Source organism: Candidatus Acidiferrales bacterium (genome assembly GCA_035515795.1).
Lineage (GTDB): Bacteria > Bacteroidota > Ignavibacteria > Kryptoniales > JAKASW01 > JAKASW01.
The window spans coordinates 257723-274274 of sequence record DATJAY010000039.1; the positions used below are offsets into that span (position 1 = coordinate 257723).

Genomic DNA, 16552 nt, shown 5'->3' on the forward strand with positions numbered 1-16552 from the left:
AAATCTGCCTGCGCTTAATCGGGCAGAGTATTTTGTAATAAATGATAATGTTTATAGGAGTGTATTTGCTATGTTGAAAGATCAATTCGAGCAATTCCTTACTATCTATGATGCCGATGCGAAGGATGCGATCTGGGCTGAACAGAGTCGGACCTTTCGTCGGTTTTGGAATGATAAAATTGTAAATGGTTCACCCGATTCACTTACGGATGACAACATCGACCCTATTGTAAGGATACTTGATCGACATGGGAAAGGGAACAATAGCGAATCCGAAGCCATCGCGAAAGCCATGGTTGCACAGGGGGCATGGCGAAGAATGTTTCACGAGTTATGCTCAAAGAAAGATTTGTCAAAGCTCATAACTCAGATATTTGAAACGGCCGATACAGGAGAGAGAGCCGCTAACGTTGATTCACTTTATGAGATGAATAAAGGCAGGAAGAATAATCTAACTGGGCCGAGCGGGAACGTGATCAACGCTTTCCTTGCGGCGTACGACCCGATGAGCAATATCAGCATAATCTCTATGAAAGACAGAAGGCTCATTATTGAACACTTTGGATTTCCAATGACATTTGATTATGACAATGCCACTTCAGGTGTCAGGTTCGCAAACACGAACGAAATAATCCTCCGGGGATTTAGGTCTGAAGGTGTGGAAGGGTCCGCTCGAACGATTTCGGAATTCTGTTATCGCTCGCCGGCAAAGGCTCTCTGGAGAGGTACACATACTGTTGAGATCGGAAAGAAACCTGTGGAGGTGAGTATACCGCGCGACGATGATGACGATACCTCCTATGATGCCGAAGAGGAAGGACCTAGGGAGTCAATTGCAATGCAGGCAATCGTAGCGGAAATCGGAGCAAAAATGGGAATGCAGATTTGGATTCCCAAAGGAGATCGATCAAGAATTCTCAGGGTCTGGCATCCTACAGGAGAAGAACTGCTTGACAGACTGCCATTGAACTATGACGAAACAGCCATGAAGACAATCGAGAACATAGATGTGCTCTGGCTAAACCGACGAGCAATTGTTAGAGCCTTCGAGGTCGAGCATACAACTTCCATCTATTCGGGATTGTTACGAATGGCCGATCTTCTTGCTTTGCTACCCAATATTGATATCAAATTGCACATTGTCGCGCCACCTTCAAGAAGCGAGAAAGTATTTGAAGAAATCAAACGTCCAGTGTTTTCCTTGTTGGAAGGCGGAGCACTTTCTGAAAAGTGTACATATATTTCCTACGACAGACTTCGTGAACTGTATAACGATAAGCAATTGGAATTCCTTAAGTCGGACGTGCTCGAAAAATATTGTGAACAAGCTGAATGAGGGATAGGCTGTCGTTCAAGAGTATCTCTTCGGATTAATTCACGTGTCCACTTCCCCATAAATAACCAAGGGCACGTTCACACGTGCCCCCGCTGTCATTCCAAATAGCTTCGCGAAACGCAAACTGCTTTTACTTCTTTGCCTGCCGGCGGCGGCATATTGATGTCTCGATGTGGCTTTTCCTCTACCGGACAATCAGGTACGACGCAAGGAAATCTAATTATTTCTCCATACATTATCAGAAAAACTTCATGAGTAATTCAAAACCAGATTACGGCTTTGACGGAAATCCCGCGGCATTGGTTATCTCTCTATGCGCCGTCGCTATCGTCGATCTCCTTTTGTTCTTGTCGTCTTCACTCCTCATCAGGATCGCCGCGTATATAGTATTCGCATTTGGATTGGGGTTTCTCGTCGTTACGGCGTGGCATTTTTCGTATGTCAGGTTCGGGAAGCTGAGGCACCGTGATGCCCTCCTGTCTTTAGTGGATTGGAAGGGGAACGAGACGGTACTCGATGTCGGGACAGGACGCGGCCTCCTCCTCATCGGCGCGGCAAAGAGGGCCGGGAAGACCGTCGGCGTAGATATCTGGAGAAAGCAGGACATGGCAAACAACGCTCCCGAAGGAGCATTGCACAATTCCGAGCTGGAGGGCGTACGTGACAAAATCGAGATCAGGAACGAAGATATACGGAAGACATCTTTCCCATCCGGATCCTTCGACGTGGTTCTTTCAAACCTCTGTCTGCATAACATTAAGGGTAAGGAAGGAAGGGATCAGGCATGCAGGGAGATCGCGCGGGTCTTGAAGCCCGGCGGGACTGCAGTCATATCCGATGGAGGTTTCACAAAAGCGTACCGCGATGTATTCAGGAATGAGGGGATGGAGGCGAAGATCGTGAAGGCAAGGTTCCCGCACAGGTCGCTGTGGCTTCATGCGGTAGTCGCAAAGAAAAAAGAATGAGCGCCGTCGGAGGGCACATGACAAACGCTGTTATTAATCCGTCGTCGGTACAATAGTAGAGTGCATTCCGTGTCCGAAAGGAGTTGATAAGAACAGAAGGGAAATCATGGCAAAACGTATACCTGTTTATGTCTATTGCATTTTGATGGCCTTTGTATTCCTACCGCTTATAGTGAAGAGTGCCTATTCGTTCTTTTTATACCACGGAGTGGACGTTCCTGCCTCGAACACTCGTTTCGCTATTCTACTCGCTGAAGAGCTTATCTGTTTACTTGTAGCGTTCCTGTTGTTTCGAAAAATGGGGTATGATATGTCGGTCTTTGGTTTCAAGTTGAGGTCGGGCCAGATTTTATGGTCGATCGGACTCTTCCTGATTTGCTTATTGGCGACCACCCTGGTCCTTTCGGTTCTCGTTCATGTTCTCGCTCCTAATTATCATCACACGACATCAACTTTCAGCACCGCCACAAAAGTAATCGCGCCTCTGGTTATAGTGTTGTCGATAGTGAACGCGTACTTTGAGGAGTTTTTCTTATTGAGACTTTCGTACCACGCTTTGGAGGGGAGGATCTCCGCCATATCGATTGGTGTCTTAACGATCGTGATCCGAATCTCATACCACACTTATCAGGGCGTCTACGGAATGGCTTTCGTTTTTATCTTCGGCGCGATCATGGCTCTGTACTATACCAAATACAGATCGATAGAAGCCCCGGTGATCGTCCACGCTTTGTGGGATATACTGGCTTTTGTGAGATACATGTGAGACAGGACAGCGGGTGACATCGCTAGATCTAAGTGCGCATGTATTGCTGCACGGCCGAAGGCGATTGCGGTGATCGATAATAAACTATATCAAGGAGGCTTAAATGTTCAAGATTCTTCTGACTTTTGTGCTGTCAATGTCCCTGACAATCTGTGGATTTTCACAGGACCTACCATCAGGCTCGAAAGCAGGGCCGATGGACTCTGTGGAGTACTCCGTAGTCGCTGCGGTAGTCAAAGCAGATCACTTGCCGAAGCATCCGCGCTGGTTCATGCTGTCCAATCGGACGACGACATTTGAGTGCGATCCGCCCGCTAATACCGGTTTCAGCTTTGTGGGCTGCAGCGGCATGCGGACTCAGGACCAATCCCCGCAGGACGTGTACAATATGCTTGCGGGCAGCCTCCACTCCCTGACGACAGAGGTCTTTCTCGACCTGATGTCGAAGTCGGAGACCAGCACTGTCGTAGATAAGACTCTGCCATTGAATGTCAAACAAATCATCTGGGGACCAACGTCAACTTCGAGTGTCCCGAAAGAGCTCGGCGCTCCGGACTTTGCCGTCTACCATTCGCGGGTAGGCTTCAATAAGGAAAAGACGCTTGCTCTTGTGTACGTTGCCGCGGCAAACTGGACCGACAGCTCGAAGACCTACGGGGAATACGTCATGCTCGGGTGGCAAGAAGGGGGCTGGACGATCCTCGAAAGGTATAAGATGTGGAGTATGAAGTAAGTCGGGTTCAATAGATATTGTCACTGCGCTGACGGAGGGGCGTGTGCCAGGATGCGCTCGGGTAGCCCGGCATCGCGGCTTGGATTTCCACTAAGAGCATATCCCGCCCAAAATACTTTATATGAGGGGATCCCGCAAGGCGGTGAGGGGAATGAGAACTGAAAAGGGAGAGTGCCATCAAGTGACGGATTGCCGTCACTCGAAAACTCGGGACATGCTAGTCGCACGAAGCAAGGTACTCCTCTCGCGTTTCATGAGACGAAAATAGATTCACCTCCATACCCGTGCAACCATTTCAACGTTCCTGCATTATTGATTCAGATGTATTACAATATGGTACGATGACCGACCCGGAACTTCTCGAAAGAATCAAGGCCGACCCTGGAGCTTTCTCGGTCGTCTTCAAGGAATACTATAAGCCGATCTTTGGCTACGTGCTTAGGAGAACGGGGAAAGTGGACGACTCAGCTGACATCGCGGCGGAGACATTTTACAAGGCGCTGAAATACATAAATGCATTCACATATAAGGGTGTATCTCTCAAGGTTTGGCTCTATCGCATCGCGACAAACGAACTCAATATGTATTTCAGAAAAAAGAGATCCTCACTCCTGGATAGGGTCGACATCGAGTCCGCCGGGTCGCTGAGAGCATCGCTCAACGAAGATCGAAAGCAGATCGAAGAGGAGTTCCATAGACACGAGGAATTCCAGGCGGTTCTCGCCGCGCTCAAGACGCTCCCGATCAAATACCAGGAAGTGATCTCACTTCGTTACTTCGAAGAGAAGGACAACGGGGAGATATGCGCGATACTCGGGATCAAGGAAGGAACACTGAAGTCGCTCATTTCCAGAGGGCTTCGAAAACTTCACGAGATGTGCAACCAATTCTGAGGCGAGGAATTAACGATGGAAGAAATGCAGGAATTTGAAGAGAGACTGAAACATATGGAGAAACCCATGGTTGATGAACTGAAACACCAGGATGTCCTGGCAAATGCGATCGCCGAGGCCCGCAACAGGTCTCTCGTGAGCTGGTGGTGGCTTGGCGTTTCGCTATACGTCTTGGTCGCGCTTTTCATGAAGACATTGTTTGTTCCGCATGAGACCCTGACGAGGAACCTCCACGAATTCGCGACGAGAGACGGATGGTTGTCCATCCTCGTGTTCCTGATTCTTCCAGGATTATCTATAGCCATGAATTTACCTGCGATGCTGAGGATCTATCGTGAAGCTGGAAAGCCTCAGGCTTCCGGACTCCTGCGGATAGTGTGGCTGAACGTTGTTATAGTTTTAGTGTCGATTATCGTCATATTCATTTACTTATAATGGAGCGGAGCAAAATGAAATTACTTTGGTTCAGGCGGAAAGGGATATTCTACCTCCCGGCTTCCTTGGCAGGGTGGCTCGTTTTTGTCGCCGGTGTAGTAGGTGCAGTTTACGCATTCCTGAGGATCGACAGCCACTCTCACTCCGCAAGCGATACCTTGATCAACTGGGTGTTCTATCTCCTGATAATTGGTGCCTTGTATAATCTGATCGCGTACTTCACGACGGGTGCGGGGTGGCATTCTCATACTTAACCCGTCATCGCGAGGGACAAATTAAGGCATCCATTAGAAATGGACGCCTTGCTAGAGCGCCAATCCGCCCGCGGCGGATTTCGAGATTCGTTGAGCCGTCCAATTTATTGGATGGTGATTCAAGGATTTTACCGCTCTCATCTAACCCGTCATTGCGGTGGCGCCTTAAGCGCCAGAAGCAATCCTATTCGTGAAATCACTAACCAAGGGATTGCTTCGTCGCCCTGCAAGCAGGCCTCCTCGCAATGACAGGAGACGTGAGGGGGATTGTAACACTACAGGTTTGTCATTTCAGCGAGCGCTCTTTGCGAGGAGAAATCTTCTATGGAGATCGTAAATGCTGGCTCAACTTGAATCGGAATGGAAGAGTGTGGTGTACGGACTTAGGAAAAAATGGCAATTACGAAATTCCCTTCTTCGATCTAACTCACCCTCTTCGCGCAAAGCGCGATTTCCCCCTCTCTAATTTATTAGAGAGGGGGACTAAGGAGGTGAGTTCGACGCGACGGGACTCCATTTTCGCAAGGGATTATTCAGATCACGCAAACTGAGCCACTCAACTCCTAACTGAATCAGTACCCGATCGTGAATGCCGGATTGAGTGGAAGCTAATGCAAGATTCCTCTCCGCCTATTCATCGGACAGGCGGATCCCTTCGAGACACGCACTTGTTTGGTCGGAATGACAAGAGACGCAGAGGGATTGCCGCCCCCCGCCACTCGAAAGGGATAGACTACCGCAATTCTTGGAGGAGAAAAAAAGGATATAATCTTCTGTCGATTTCCCGCCTTCTCAAACGACTACTTAATGTGAACGATAATTTAGCAAATAAAAAACAAGAGGAGGAAAAAGTCATGGAAGCAACAATAGATTATTCAGCAACTGCTCGGCGCTCGCACGGTCGAGGCGCTGTCTGGACAGGTCGAATCATAACCGGCATTGTCGTGTTATTTATGCTCTTCGACAGCATCACAAAGATACTGAAGGTGGACGCCGTGGTGAAAGCCTCTGCCCAGCTCGGATATTCGGCAAACACGATCATGGCAGTAGGCATAATCTTATTCGCGTGTCTGGTAGTTTACTTATATCCGCGCACTGCGATTCTCGGAGCGGTCTTGTTGACGGGATACCTCGGCGGCGCAGTCGAAGCTAACTTGCGCGTTGGCACACCCCTCTTCAGCAACATCCTGTTCCCGGTTTACTTCGGCATACTGGTCTGGGCGGGACTCTATCTTCGCAACAGCCGCGTGCGCGAATTCTTGTCGTTTCGAAAAGCTGAATAACATCAATGACTGATCTGATATTGGGGGAGTTGAAAACGTATTCTCAGCTCCCCCCTGATTTACTTGAAGTATCCGGATCATGGAACAGCATGGTCACGCATCGTGTTAGTATAATAAATCAGATCGCTAAGGCAAGCTACGACAGGACATAGAATGAGTCCACCGACAAGTTCATTGAAGAATAAAAAAGAGGGAGGAAATAACAGTGCGTAAAGTGATCGTTTTCAATTTCATATCGCTGGATGGCTATTTCGTCGACGCGAAAGGCGACATGAGCTGGGCTCACGACAGTGATCCCGAATTTCAGGCGTTTGTTCAGGACAACGCAAAGGGCGGCGGCGAATTTCTGTTCGGCAGAAAAACCTATGACTTGATGGCAAGTTACTGGCCAACGGAGATGGCGCGTACGAATGACCCCATCGTTGCACAGGCAATGAACAACCAGCCGAAGGTTGTTTTCTCGAGGTCTATGGAGAAAGCCGCATGGAGCAACACGAAGCTAATCAAAGATAATGTAGTCGGCGAGGTACGAAAGATGAAGAAAGAATCCGGGCCGGGCCTGGTGATCTTCGGAAGCGGAACGATCGTATCCCAACTGGCTGAGGAAGACATGATCGATGAATATCAGTTCATCGTCGTTCCAATCGTTCTCGGCAAGGGAAGGACAATGTTCGAAGGCGTGAAAGAGAAATTGAAACTGAAGTTGACTAAATCGAGAGCCTTCAGGAGTGGGAGTGTCTTCCTTTGCTATGAACCTATACGCGATTAAAAAGGGATCTATGAGAATCCTTTTTTCCCATGTCGATTTTGTCTGACCTCAATCGACTACTTAGTGAACAAGATGACAATTCGAAAACTATCGACGAGGGAGAAATGAACGAAGTCGGTTATTTTGAAATCCAGTCGTCGGAACCGAAAAGAGAGTTAGAATTCTATAAAGAAGTGTTCGGATGGAAATTTGTCAGGGAAGAACTTGTTCCGATCGAGTATAGAATCGAAACCGACGGCATCAATGGAGGACTCTTAAAAAGGCCGGCAAAGGTGCCTCCAACGGAACATGGTACGAATGCGTTTGTTTGTTCTGTTCAAGTCGACAACTTTGACAAAACAAGCGACTTGATATTGAAAAATGGCGGGCAAGTTGCACTCCCAAAATTTGCTGTACCAGGACGGTGCTGGCAAGGCTATTTTCTCGATCAGGACAACAATACCTTCGGAGTTTTCGAAGTAGATGAACATGCGAAATAAATTTCATTAACGATCAACATAGGAGATACTACAATGCGATTCATGATGTTTATGATCCCGCCGGAATACCAGCCAAACGCATCGCCGAAACAAAAGGCGGATGCGAACTTTGCTCCTCCAAAGGAAGCAGTAGAAGCGATGAACAAGTACAACGAGGAAATGGCAAAAGCCGGAATCCTCATATCACTCGATGGTCTTCATCCTTTATTGAAAGGTGCCCGCGTTACGTACAAAGGCGGTAAAGCAACCGTAACCGACGGGCCCTTCGTGGAAGCGAAGGAAGTGGTCGGCGGCTACTGGCTGATCGATGTGAAGTCAAAAGAAGAAGCGGTCGAGTGGGCAAAGAAATGCCCGGCAGTTAAAGTCGACAGCGGCGCAGTCATAGAGGTGAGACAGATATTTGAGATGTCTGAGATGCCTCCTGAAGTCCGGAAAGCCGGAGAAAGCAAAGTGGTACAGGAAGCGATCGAGAAAAAAAGAAAATCTAAAGTACCCGCCCGTTAGTCGATCGGGAAGCGGTAGTTAAAAATGAACAAAGTGATTGTTTACCTTGGTCTCAAACTCGACGGCGTCATGCAGGCGCCGGCGCGGCCCGACGAGGACACCCGCGGCGACTTCAAGCACGGCGGCTGGGCGGTGCCGTACATCGACTCCGTCAGCATGGCAGCGGAATTCTTGTCCGATCGTTGATGAAGCACAATTTGATCGACGAGTACCACCTTTCCATTCACCCATTGGTTCTCGGATCGGGAAGCCGCCTCTTTCCGGATGGCAGCCCATTTTCTGCCCTTAAGCTGATCGACAGTAAGATTACGACAACCGGAGTGATAATGGCAACCTATCGACCAACTTCTGGGCAGGAGTGAAAATAACTGACTCAAAGTATAAGAAACCATTGCAAAAAAGATAAGGAATAGCCATGAAATACATTTGTCTTGGTTACATGGACGAAAAAATTTTCGAGGAATTTTCCGAAAGCGAACGGAGTAATTTTGTGGATCAGTGTTTTTCGTATGATGAAGAGCTGAAGAGAACCGGCCGTTACGTCGGCGGCGAAGCTCTTCAACCTGCACTGAACGCGGCCACCTTACGAATCAAGAATGGCCGCGTGTCGGTCACGGATGGGCCGTTCGCCGAAACGAAAGAACAGATCGGTGGAATCATGATACTTGAGGCGGACGACCTGAACCATGCAATACAGCTTATGTCGAAACATCCGTCGCTCGCTCTTAATAAAGGAGGAGGATGTTGGGAGATTCGGCCCGCCGCCGATCTAAGCGCGATGATTGAGGAAAGCGAGAAAAGACGCGGTGAAAAGGAACAGGATGTGCCGTGAAGTACATTTGCCTCGCATACGAGGAAGAGCATAAGCTGAACACCCTCACGAAGAGTGAATGGGATTCCTTGCGAACTCAAACGATGAATTATGTTGAAGATCTTAGACGCCGTGGTAAATTCATTTCAGCAGAACCATTGCAGAGCGTCCGCAACGCGACGACGGTTCGAGTTCGCAATAGGAAACTATCCATCACCGACGGCCCTTTCTCTGAAACCAAAGAAACGCTTGGTGGGTTCTTTCTTATCGAAGCATCTGATTTGAATGAGGCGATACAGATCGCATCAGAGTGGCCTTCAGCTCGTTTCGGTAGCATTGAGATACGACCGGTCGAGAACGGATTGAGAGAAGACGGGCGGTATGAAACTGTTCGGTGATAGATGCCGGTTGTCGATTTCCATGATCACCAATCGACTATTAATAGAAGGAGAACAAAGATGACATCAAAACAGAAAATAACCCCGTTCCTATGGTTCGATAAGGAAGCCGGTGAAGCGGCAGAGTTTTACAACTCTATTTTTAAGGGATCGAAAATCAAGGAGACAAGAAAACTTGGAAATACGCCGTCCGGTACTGTAGAGATTGTGACCATCGAGTTGCTAGGCCAGGACTTTACATTCATGAGCGCAGGTCCGTTTGTTAAATTCAATGAGTCAATCTCGTTCGTAGTACCGTGTGAAACCCAAAAGGAGATAGACTACTACTGGGAGAAGCTGTCTGCAGATCCGAAAGCCGAACAATGCGGCTGGCTTAAGGATAAATACGGTCTGTCATGGCAGATTATTCCGACCATTTTGGCTAAGATGCAAAAAGATAAGGACAAGACCAAGGTGGCACGTGTAACACAGGCTTTTCTGAAGATGAAAAAGTTCGATATCGGGGAATTGAAACGAGCTTACGAAGGAAAATAATGAAGGACAATAATAAAAGGAGATGCAATTATGGCAACATTCAATCCATACTTGAACTTCAAAGGAAATACCGAAGAAGCATTTAATTTCTACAAATCGGTTTTCGGCGGAGAGTTCGTCGCGATCCAGCGATTTAAGGAGACTCCCTTCGGGGATCAAGTTCCGGCCGATGCGAAAGACAAAATCATGCATGTCTCTTTGCCCATCGGCAAAGGAAATATTCTGATGGGTACGGACGCTCTCGAATCCATGGGGCATAAATTGTCGTATGGCAATAATTTCAATATTTCAATTGAGGCAGACAGCAAAGAAGAAGCAAGAAAACTATACGATAAACTCTCCATAGACGGCAAAATAGAGACGCCGATCCATGACGAATTCTGGGGCGCCTACTTCGGGATGTTCACCGACAGGTTCGGAACAAGATGGATGATCAATTATACTTATCCGAAACAGAAGTGATCTTGAAAGGAAATCAACGGTGTTTCAAGAATCTTTCGAAATGATAGCAGTCGGATTGACCATGTTGGCTGTTGCGCGCGGCCAAGACAGCAGTGGCTATGCTCCTGTGGGTGCATTGAAAATGTATTACGAGATTCATGAGACCAGCCATGACAGGGTTCCGCTCGTTCTGCTTCACGGCGGCGGTTCGACGATTCAAACGTCCTTCGGAGCGATTTTACCGTTGCTCTGCAAAGATAGGGAAGTCGTCGCGGTTGAACTGCAGGGGCACGGGCATACCGCAGATATTGACCGTCCCGAATCTTTCGAGCAAGATGCAGATGATGTCGCGGCTCTGATGCATTACTTGAAAATTGATAAAGCCGACTTCTTTGGGTTCAGCAACGGAGGAGGGGATGCTCTGCAGATCGCAATCCGGCATCCCAAGCTTGTCCGTAAGCTTGTCGTTGCTTCGGCCGCGTTCAAACGAGATGCGTTTTCAAAACAGTTCTGGGACAGGATGGAACATGGCACACTTGACGATATGCCCTCAGCTTTGAAGGAGGCTTACCTGAAGGTGGCACCGCACCCGAATGATTTGCAGGTTATGTTTCAAGAAGACAGGAATAGAATGCTGCAGTTCAAAGACTGGCCCGCAGACGAAATTCGTTCTATAGAATCGCCGGTGTTGATAATGAATGGTGACCACGACGTTGTCAGACCCGAACACACAATCAAGATGTATCGTCTCCTGCCGCATGGACGATTGGCGATCCTTCCCGGGGCTCACGGAGAGTACATCGGTACAGCAGAAACAACAAAGGAAGGAAACAAACCGCCGGCGGCCGCTGCTTCAATAATAGAAGGATTTCTCGTCGAACCTATGCCGCAAGCGGCTACTAAATAAAAATATTAAGGAGCATGATCAATGAAAAGTATATCGAAGACGGTCGATGGATACCTTGGTGCTTTAGATGAAGACAAGCGCATAGCACTTGAGAAGCTTCGGAAGATCATCAAAGGTGTTGCACCGGGAGCTGAAGAATGCATAAGCTACCAGATGCCGGCATTCAGGATGGAAGGAAGAGTTCTCCTGTGGTTTGGTGCCGGAGCAAATCATTGCGCTTTCTATCCGGGGGGCATTGTAGAGCAATACAAATCTGAGCTCAAGGACTACAAGACCAGTAAAGGCACTATTCAATTTCAGCCTGACAAACCGATACCGACATTGCTTGTGAAGAAAATAGTAAAAGCGAGAATTGCCGAGAATAAGAACCGGTTCTCAAAGAAGAGAGCGTGAATTTGGCAACGCCTCATTTAGAGCACGATGTTTTCTGAGATGAGAAAACTAATCTTAGCTATAAACGTTTCGCTCGATGGATTCGGCGATCATACCGTCGCGGTCGCTGACGATGAATTGCATGAGTTTTACAGCGGCTTGCTCGACACATCGGATCTCGCGGTGTTCGGCAGAGTGACTTACTAGCTCATGGAAAGCTATTGGCCTCATGTACACGATGATCCCGCTGCTACGAGAAGCATTCTCGATTTTGCCGATAAGTTCAATGCCATCCCTAAGATTGTGTTTTCACGGACTCTCCAGAAAGCGGAATGGAACAATACGAGATTGGTTAAGGATAACATGGCGGAAGAAGTCATCACGTTAAAACAACAGCCGGGCAAGAACATCTCATTGGGTGGAATAAGTGTTGCTCAAGAGTTTATGAGGCGAGATTTGATCGATGAATATTGGCTCGCGATTCAACCGGTAGTTTGCGGAAAGGGAAGACGGTTGTTCGATGGTGTGAGCCACATGATTAGATTGAAACTCATAGACAGAAAAACATTCAAATCCGGCGTTGTGGTCTTACACTGCGTGTCCGCAAGGTGACTTGTTCTTGACAAACGAGAAACACCGGTAGGAAGTCTCGGGGGAAATTATTAAGTTTAATTACCATGTATTAACAAGCACGCCGTCTCTCGGAGTAATTGCCGGGAATCCCGAAAGGATTGAACCAGAGAAAGGTCTCTGAGACTTTTCTCTTCGATTTAGTCTATCCCTATTCATGTCATTATCGTTCAATGAATTTCAAATCAAGATGCTTAAGATAAGAAACGCTATTTCAATAATTAGACAGTCGCTCAGAAGCGAGGAGCTGGATTATACACAGGGGAGCGTTCCGAAGGCTGTAATACTGCTCGCGATACCGATGATCCTTGAGCTGAGTTTGGAGAGTGTTTTCGCTCTTGTAGATATGTTCTTCGTAGGAAAATTGGGGCGGAACGCAATTGCTACTGTCGGCTTGACGGAATCCGTCATCACGATTATTTATTCCATCTCGTTTGGATTGAGTTCGGCTGCGACGGCTATTGTCGCCAGGAGAATTGGCGAGAAAAATCATGAGGCTGCGTCAAAGGCCGGTGCCCAATCACTTTTAGTTGCCCTGGTTGTGGCGGTTGCCCTAGGTACGGTTGGGATGATATTTTCCGGAAATATCTTGGCACTTATGGGTGCAACTCCCGATGTTGTGAGGGATGGAGCGATATTTACCCGCATAATGTTTGGCGGGAGTCTGTCGATCATACTTTTGTTTCTCATTAACGGCATTTTCCGTGGAGCAGGCGACCCTGCGATGGCGATGAAAAGTTTGTGGATTGCCAGCGGTGTGAATATTGTTTTGTGCCCGATTCTCATCCGTTTTTTCGGATTAAAAGGGGCTGCGATGGCTACAGTGGCAGGAAGAAGTTCCGGTGTGCTCTTTCAATCTTATCACCTGTTCAGAGGAAGCGGTTTACTAAAAGTTCACCTGCCGCTTTTTCGATTCGACTCCCATGTAATCAGATCCATTCTGAACATCTCCTGGCCTGCTGCTTTTCAATTTATTATTTCCAGCGGAAGCTGGATTTTGATTGTCCGCTTGGTGGCTGAAACCGGCGGAACAACTGCGTCGGCAGGATGCCAGATTGCTTTGAGGAGTTTTATCTTTTTCATTCTTCCTGCCTGGGGATTGAGCAACGCGGCGGCGACATTGGTGGGTCAGAATCTCGGCGCCAAACAACTGCAGCGAGCGGAACAAAGTGTCATGCTCATAGCTAAATACAATACTGTTTTCATGAGCCTTGTGATGCTGCTTTTCTTGTTCTTTTCAACTCCTATCGTTCGATTCTTCTCGCAAGACGAATCGGTAATAAGGCATGGTGCATTATCTTTAGAAATTTTCGGATCGGGTTTCATCTTTTACGGAATCGCCATGGTTATGACCCAGGCACTTAATGGCGCAGGTGATACAAGGACGCCTACAGTGATCAATTTCGTTTGCTTCTGGCTGCTTCAAATTCCACTGGCTTACTTTTTGTCCGAAGGACTGAAAATGAATTGGTCGGGAGCACTGGTGGCAATACCGATAGCCGAAACTGTGATCGCGCTGGTAACCTGGTACTATTTCAAAAAGGGTAAATGGAAGGAAGTAAAGATATGAGAAAACTCTATTTATTCAACCTGGTAACGCTTGACGGCTTCTTTGAAGTGCCCCACCACTAACTCGATTGGCACAACGTCGACGAAGAGTCTTGTACTGGCGATGAGATTCGAACTCATGACCCCTTGATCCACAGTCAAGTGCTCTAACCAAACTGAGCTACGCCAGCATGCACACAAACTTGTACATAATTTAATGAAATGAAGGTACAACCTCAACGCTTGGTGTGATTCATTTTTGCGGAATCATTTCGAGATGTGCTTCTTCCGTCTGTTTCTGTTCATCTCTTCCAGGCGGAACTTTCTCTTCTCGTATGCTGCCCAATAAGTTCCAGCGTTATTTTTTTTCAGGTTTCGCACGAATGTAGCCGAATTATCATCATATAAGGAGAGCACAGTTCCGATGCTGTCCTGTAAGGCGCGTATTGAATCGCCGCTCATGATAAAATTCTGCATCAGCATTGAGAAAACGAGCGTGTCTTTCGGGAGCAAAACATATCCCGAAAGCGTGCTCACGCCGCTAATCGAGCCTGTTTTGGCAAGGATTTTTCCCACGGCGAAATCTTTATTCATTCTCTTCTCCAGCGTGCCATCAATTCCGGAAACGGGAAGGGAATGCATGAAGACGTCCCGGTACGGCTGATTTAAATCGTAATTCAAAACCTTTACTATCGCATCCGGAGTGATTAAATCGTAATGAGACAGTCCGGAACCATCGACTATATAATATTCAGTTGAATCGACTCCGCATTGGCTCAGGAAAGTTTTTTCGAGTTTTATGCCGTTGTCGGCGCTCCCGGTCTGTCCGTAAATTATGTTAGGAACGCTGCGCAGGAGACATTCGGCTCCCAGATTGTCCGACACTTTGTTGACATAAGTGACGACGGTGTCCAATGAGTGATCCAGTGTCCAGATGGTACCCGGTCCGGTTGCTGCCTTGTTTATCCGACCTGCAATATCCATCCGGAGCAAAGAATCTTCGACGACGACTCTGCCACGCAGTTTGATATTGTGCCTCTCGAGCATCTCTTTGAATACGGTTCCAAAATAATGCGAGGGGTGCCTGACGGAAAAATAATAATCGGAGGGTGAAAGGTAGGGGGAGTATTTTCCGCTCACCGATATTGTATTTATGTCGTTTGTCATCACCCTGGTAACGGAAAGGCTGTCAAATATGTCCGCGACGGCGGTTGAAGCGATGCGAACAAAAGCTGTAACCGGTTGTGTCGTTATCAGAAGATTGTGTTTGATCGAATCTAAGGATACGAGTACTTCGATCGTATTGTGGTCCAAGCAAGCTGGTGCGATGAACATTTGGTAGTCACCCGGCTCATCGTCCCACATCCAGCCTGAGCCCCATTCAAGCGAATCAAATTTTGAAGCGTCGATAACAAGATTGCCGTCTATGCTTTCGATTCCACTGCCCGAGATAATACCTGCAATTGAATCAAGATCCGCGTGAGAAACAATCGGATCTCCGCAGGCAGCTGCAACCAGGTCTCCGTCAATTGAGTTAGGTCGGCGGATGCCGTCAACAATAAATCTTGTTCTGAATCTGTAATCGATTCCGAGATTTTGAAGTGCGAAAGACGCGGTGACAATTTTCAGGTTGCTTGCGGGATTTAAGAGGAAACCGGAATTGAATTCATAGATATTCTTTCCATCTCTCCGCGAATATATGTCGATGGCTTTGACGGTCCTCGGCGTGTTTGATCTTTTTATTATAAAGTTTATCTCACGTTTGAGAACTGCCTGTGACTTGGACCCTTTCACCCGCGCGTCGAGCGGAAATGAAACAACGAGGACAATAAAAGCAATGGAGAAATATGAAATATTTCTCATCTCCATATTTTTCTAACTTCCTAAATCTTTATTTATGCGGCTTCCCGAATTTTCTATAAAGTGTGCTCTTGTTAACCCTCAAGATTTTCGAGGCTTCACCGTAGTTATTGTTGGATTCTTTCAAAACTTTCTTGACATATTCTGCCTCAACCTCATTTAAACTGAGATTTGTCGGAAGGTGGGCAGACCACGATGATGCGTCTTTCGGACTCGCAGTCGGAAGCTCGATATCCGAAAGCGACAGAACTCGTCCGGTCGCCAGCGCGATTGAGCGGTCGATAAAATTTTCAAGCTCTCTGACATTCCCGGGCCAATCGAGTTTTTTCAGAGTCGACAGGAGTTCGTCGGAGATGCCGGAAATTTTTTTATTGTGCTGACGAGTGTATTTCGTCATGAAATGCGCAATCAACAGCGGGATATCCTCCTGTCGCTCTCTAAGGGGCGGAAGCTCTATCCTTATTACACTGAGACGATAGAACAAATCCTCACGAAAAAGTTTTTCTCTGACAAGCTGCTCGAGGTTGCGGTTTGTCGCTGCGATTATCCTTACATCCACAATTTTCGAGACCGAACTCCCAATCCTTCGGACCTCATGCTCTTGCAGCACTCTCAAAAGTTTCGGCTGAAGTTG

At 47.5% G+C, this 16552-nt stretch carries 25 protein-coding genes and 1 tRNA gene; 23 read left to right on the forward strand and 3 right to left on the reverse strand.

The window, feature by feature from the left end:
* Positions 1-70 precede the first annotated feature (70 nt).
* The 23 genes from VLX91_17175 to VLX91_17285 all read left to right on the forward strand — a co-directional run bounded on the left by VLX91_17175 (position 71) and on the right by VLX91_17285 (position 14080).
* Positions 71-1336, forward strand: a complete 1266-nt coding sequence (locus VLX91_17175) for a hypothetical protein (protein ID HUI31945.1) — start codon at positions 71-73, stop codon at positions 1334-1336.
* 251 nt (positions 1337-1587) lie between these two features.
* The gene (locus tag VLX91_17180) at positions 1588-2301 is read left to right on the forward strand and encodes a class I SAM-dependent methyltransferase (protein HUI31946.1); all 714 of its coding nucleotides are present in this window, start codon (positions 1588-1590) and stop codon (positions 2299-2301) included.
* Positions 2302-2407: 106 nt separating this feature from the next.
* Positions 2408-3067 carry a CPBP family intramembrane glutamic endopeptidase gene (locus VLX91_17185; protein HUI31947.1) on the forward strand — a complete coding sequence of 220 codons (660 nt, stop codon included), beginning with the start codon at positions 2408-2410 and terminating at the stop codon, positions 3065-3067.
* A 103-nt stretch (positions 3068-3170) separates the two neighbouring features.
* Complete coding sequence (locus VLX91_17190; protein HUI31948.1) at positions 3171-3800, forward strand: hypothetical protein; 630 nt, start codon at positions 3171-3173, stop codon at positions 3798-3800.
* Between the two features lie 341 nt (positions 3801-4141).
* Positions 4142-4693, forward strand: a complete 552-nt coding sequence (locus VLX91_17195) for an RNA polymerase sigma factor (GenBank protein ID HUI31949.1) — start codon at positions 4142-4144, stop codon at positions 4691-4693.
* 15 nt (positions 4694-4708) lie between these two features.
* Positions 4709-5128: a hypothetical protein gene (locus VLX91_17200; protein ID HUI31950.1), complete on the forward strand. Its 420-nt coding sequence runs from the start codon at positions 4709-4711 to the stop codon at positions 5126-5128.
* Between the two features lie 14 nt (positions 5129-5142).
* Positions 5143-5382, forward strand: a complete 240-nt coding sequence (locus VLX91_17205; protein HUI31951.1) for a hypothetical protein — start codon at positions 5143-5145, stop codon at positions 5380-5382.
* 854 nt (positions 5383-6236) lie between these two features.
* Positions 6237-6665 carry a DoxX family protein gene (locus tag VLX91_17210; GenBank protein ID HUI31952.1) on the forward strand — a complete coding sequence of 143 codons (429 nt, stop codon included), beginning with the start codon at positions 6237-6239 and terminating at the stop codon, positions 6663-6665.
* Between the two features lie 5 nt (positions 6666-6670).
* The gene (locus VLX91_17215; protein ID HUI31953.1) at positions 6671-6817 is read left to right on the forward strand and encodes a hypothetical protein; all 147 of its coding nucleotides are present in this window, start codon (positions 6671-6673) and stop codon (positions 6815-6817) included.
* A 53-nt stretch (positions 6818-6870) separates the two neighbouring features.
* The gene (locus tag VLX91_17220; protein ID HUI31954.1) at positions 6871-7434 is read left to right on the forward strand and encodes a dihydrofolate reductase family protein; all 564 of its coding nucleotides are present in this window, start codon (positions 6871-6873) and stop codon (positions 7432-7434) included.
* Between the two features lie 104 nt (positions 7435-7538).
* Positions 7539-7913: a VOC family protein gene (locus VLX91_17225; GenBank protein HUI31955.1), complete on the forward strand. Its 375-nt coding sequence runs from the start codon at positions 7539-7541 to the stop codon at positions 7911-7913.
* A gap of 33 nt (positions 7914-7946) precedes the next feature.
* Complete coding sequence (locus VLX91_17230; protein ID HUI31956.1) at positions 7947-8417, forward strand: YciI family protein; 471 nt, start codon at positions 7947-7949, stop codon at positions 8415-8417.
* Positions 8418-8441: 24 nt separating this feature from the next.
* A complete protein-coding gene (locus VLX91_17235; protein ID HUI31957.1) occupies positions 8442-8603 on the forward strand; it encodes a hypothetical protein in 162 nt (53 codons plus the stop codon).
* On the forward strand, positions 8603-8779 hold the full coding sequence (locus VLX91_17240) for a dihydrofolate reductase family protein (GenBank protein HUI31958.1): 177 nt from the start codon (positions 8603-8605) through the stop codon (positions 8777-8779). The genes VLX91_17235 and VLX91_17240 overlap by 1 nt, the downstream gene beginning before the upstream one ends.
* A gap of 53 nt (positions 8780-8832) precedes the next feature.
* Positions 8833-9249: a YciI family protein gene (locus tag VLX91_17245; protein ID HUI31959.1), complete on the forward strand. Its 417-nt coding sequence runs from the start codon at positions 8833-8835 to the stop codon at positions 9247-9249.
* A complete protein-coding gene (locus tag VLX91_17250; protein ID HUI31960.1) occupies positions 9246-9626 on the forward strand; it encodes a YciI family protein in 381 nt (126 codons plus the stop codon). The genes VLX91_17245 and VLX91_17250 overlap by 4 nt, the downstream gene beginning before the upstream one ends.
* 60 nt (positions 9627-9686) lie before the next feature.
* On the forward strand, positions 9687-10160 hold the full coding sequence (locus VLX91_17255) for a VOC family protein (protein ID HUI31961.1): 474 nt from the start codon (positions 9687-9689) through the stop codon (positions 10158-10160).
* Positions 10161-10190: 30 nt separating this feature from the next.
* Positions 10191-10622, forward strand: a complete 432-nt coding sequence (locus tag VLX91_17260; protein ID HUI31962.1) for a VOC family protein — start codon at positions 10191-10193, stop codon at positions 10620-10622.
* Positions 10623-10662: 40 nt separating this feature from the next.
* Positions 10663-11508 (forward strand): alpha/beta hydrolase, encoded by an 846-nt coding sequence (locus VLX91_17265; protein HUI31963.1) that lies wholly within the window; start codon positions 10663-10665, stop codon positions 11506-11508.
* Between the two features lie 21 nt (positions 11509-11529).
* Positions 11530-11901 (forward strand): DUF1801 domain-containing protein, encoded by a 372-nt coding sequence (locus tag VLX91_17270; protein HUI31964.1) that lies wholly within the window; start codon positions 11530-11532, stop codon positions 11899-11901.
* Between the two features lie 39 nt (positions 11902-11940).
* A complete protein-coding gene (locus VLX91_17275) occupies positions 11941-12087 on the forward strand; it encodes a hypothetical protein (protein HUI31965.1) in 147 nt (48 codons plus the stop codon).
* A 3-nt stretch (positions 12088-12090) separates the two neighbouring features.
* On the forward strand, positions 12091-12492 hold the full coding sequence (locus VLX91_17280; protein HUI31966.1) for a dihydrofolate reductase family protein: 402 nt from the start codon (positions 12091-12093) through the stop codon (positions 12490-12492).
* 208 nt (positions 12493-12700) lie between these two features.
* On the forward strand, positions 12701-14080 hold the full coding sequence (locus VLX91_17285) for an MATE family efflux transporter (GenBank protein HUI31967.1): 1380 nt from the start codon (positions 12701-12703) through the stop codon (positions 14078-14080).
* A gap of 94 nt (positions 14081-14174) precedes the next feature.
* On the opposite strand, the gene VLX91_17290 is transcribed toward VLX91_17285, so the two are convergent.
* The 3 genes from VLX91_17290 to VLX91_17300 all read right to left on the reverse strand — a co-directional run.
* A tRNA-His gene (locus tag VLX91_17290) sits at positions 14175-14249 on the reverse strand.
* Between the two features lie 76 nt (positions 14250-14325).
* Positions 14326-15921, reverse strand: a complete 1596-nt coding sequence (gene dacB, locus VLX91_17295; protein ID HUI31968.1) for a D-alanyl-D-alanine carboxypeptidase/D-alanyl-D-alanine-endopeptidase — start codon at positions 15919-15921, stop codon at positions 14326-14328.
* A gap of 28 nt (positions 15922-15949) precedes the next feature.
* On the reverse strand, positions 15950-16552 hold a 603-nt coding region (locus VLX91_17300), incomplete at its 5' end, for a sigma 54-interacting transcriptional regulator (GenBank protein HUI31969.1).